The following is a 2,709-nucleotide window of genomic DNA, read 5'->3' as shown; positions in this document are numbered from 1 at the left end:
TTCGGTCACACTGCGCAACTACCCAGAACGGGTGATGCGACGTCGGCGGCCGGCCCGGTTTCCCCATCAACGCGGCGATGTCAGGATCTGGGCGCTGTCAGGATCTGACGACCCTGCCAGCCGGTGGAGCACGAAGGTCGGACGTACGGGATGATGTCGCCCGCGATCGGCGCGAGCCGGCGGTGCGCACAACACGGCCGTTCGACTCCCGGGTGGGTGGCATGCCGGGCGTACGACCCACCCGAACAGCCTTACGAACCGGATATCACCTGACACGCCAGCCATACGGGGGCTTCGTGGAACGCAACCTGGCGACCTCGCCGGATCATGTCGACTATCTGGTTGATCTCTCCAACGTCGTCCGCGAGAAGTCGATCGGAGGACCGGGCCCGCGATCCCTGCATCGGCTCCAGCTCGTGGTGCAGGCACTGGTGAAACTCACCGGAGACCCTGACGTCCGCCTCTACCTGATCGCCGACACCAGCCTGCTGGGCGGCCACCGGGAGTTCACCGATCCGGCCGACGTCCGCCAGCTCCGGCGCTGGGTCGCCGAGGATCTGGTCGAGGAGGTCGACGACGCCGACGAGCGGGTTCTTGAGATCGCCGGTATGACCCGCATCCAGGTCATCACCAGCGACTACTACGTCAACCACCGCGTCGAGCACGCCTGGATCCAGGGGAACACCTCGCAGTTCCTGAGGCCCACGCCGGGCCCGGGCGGCACCGTCACGCTGGTCCCGATGGACATGGGCGTCCGTAGCCAGGCTGAGATCTCCCGCCGTGAGGAGCTTGACGCTCTCAAGAAGCAGGGTCTGCTCGGCCCCGGCCGGACCCCTCTGATCGATGTGCTGACGCGGGCCTGGCGCTGCCCGGAACCGCGCTGTTCCCTCTACGACGTCCGCAGCGGCGGCCGGGTGCTCCCGCCGCGCATGCGCCAGGGCGTGCCCACCTGCCAACAGCACGGCACGCCCCTGTTGGACGATGGCCCGCGACCCGGCGCCGCTCAGCTCAAAGCCGTCATCAACGGCATCTGCGTCGCCCGTTACACCTTGGACGAGGGGTCCGAGACGCGGGTGGGACGGCACCCCGATCCTGGCGTCTCGGATTCCGGTATCTCGGATTCCTATATTTCGCTGTACAGCCTGCTGGACCCGGTGGCCGCGGGGCGGGTCAGCCGCGAACACGTGGTCGTCTCGGTCCGGAAGGGCGGAGCGGTGCTGGTCCGCGACATCAGCAGCTACGGCACCCGGATGCGTACCGTCAGCAGGCGGGGACGGCTGGGGGACTGGGAACAACTGCCTCCGCAGGTCGACCGGCGCTTCCACCCCGGCGACGAAGTCGAACTCGCCCCCGGTGTCATACTCACCCGCAGTGGCCGGCTGTTCCCCGCCGAGCTTCCCGACGCATGGCGGACCGCAACCCCGCCGACCCCCATCCCACCCGGTGCCGCCGCACCCACCATGCTGGCCTGACGCATACCGCCCAACGCATGCCCGCCCGACGCATGCGTTGCCTGAGGCACGTCTCGGCCTGAGGCGGGTTAACCTGACGCACCTGGTATCGGTCGCCTGATCCGGGGGCGCGGTCGACCGGCTGGCGCTGGGTCGATGGTTAGAATCACGGCAGTATGCCGGCCGGGGGGATGATGGGCGGGTTCATATTGGTGCGGGCCGGATCTGCGCATGCTTGTTGACCGGGCGCAGGTGGTGGCCGCGTTACCCGCCTACGAGCTGGGCATCCGGCTCGGCGCTGGCGCGTTCGGGCTGGTGCTGCAGGGCCGGCACCGCGACCTGAACCGCGATGTGGCGATCAAAGTGCTGGACGCGGCGCAGGAGAGCGCGCCGGGTGGTTTCAAAGCCGAAGCGCAGATCCTCGCTGCTATGGATCATCCGCATGTCGTCCGGGTCTACGACTATGTCGAGGCCGACGGTCTGTGCCTGATCGTCATGGAGTTGCTGGCCGGAGGGACCCTGACCAGTCAGCGGCAGGGGATGACGCCAGAGGCTGCCTGCGCGGTCGGCTTGGCCGTCGCCGAAGCACTGACCTGCGCACATGCCAAGAACGTGCTGCATCGCGACATCAAGCCGGACAACATCCTGTTCGACGCTGGCAGTCTGGTGAAGGTGACCGACTTCGGGATCGCGAAGAGTTTCGCCGGTTCGGCGGCCACCGCCAGCGGACGTGCCGGAACACCGAAGTACATGGCACCCGAACAGATCCTCGTCGGCCGGCTGGGGCCGAGCACCGACCTGTACGCGCTCGGCATGCTCCTGTACGAACTGCTTGCCGGAGCGCCGCCGTTCGACCCGGCCCTGCCGCTACCCGCCCTGTACCAGCATCATCTCGATACCGCCCCCGCACCTCCCGCGAGCGTGCCCGAGCCCGTCTCGGACGTGGTCCTGCAGGCCCTGGCCAAAGACCCGGCCGCACGCCAGCCGTCCGCTCACGCCTTCGCTCTCGACCTCGCCCGCGCCGCCTGTCGCGTCTACGGCTCGCAGTGGATCACTCGTTCCGGGATCAGGCTGCGCCTCGACGACGACATCCGTGAGGCCGCCGACCGTCCCCCTCAGCCCGCAGACCCTCGGCCCGTAAATCCTCAACCCGCAGGCCCTCCGTCCACAGGCTCTCAACCCGCGAACCCTCCGACCGCAAACCCTACCTCCGAGCCCGTCCGGCGAACGCCGGCTCCTGCGCCCCGCCCCCTCGGGC

Annotated in this window: 2 protein-coding genes; both read left to right on the top strand. The window is 68.6% G+C overall.

Annotation, left to right across the window (positions count from 1 at the left end; translation table 11 throughout):
* Positions 1-296 precede the first annotated feature (296 nt).
* Complete coding sequence (locus tag DD1DGNOD_RS02525) at positions 297-1,472, top strand: FHA domain-containing protein (RefSeq protein ID WP_131765056.1); 1,176 nt, start codon at positions 297-299, stop codon at positions 1,470-1,472.
* Between the two features lie 210 nt (positions 1,473-1,682).
* The coding region (locus tag DD1DGNOD_RS02520) for a serine/threonine-protein kinase (RefSeq protein ID WP_131769354.1) at positions 1,683-2,709 on the top strand (1,027 nt) is incomplete at its 3' end.

Source organism: Candidatus Protofrankia californiensis (genome assembly GCF_900634765.1).
GTDB lineage: Bacteria > Actinomycetota > Actinomycetes > Frankiales > Frankiaceae > Protofrankia > Protofrankia californiensis.
The sequence above is the reverse complement of the archived record's forward strand: the minus strand, read 5'-3'. Positions and strand labels throughout refer to the sequence as shown.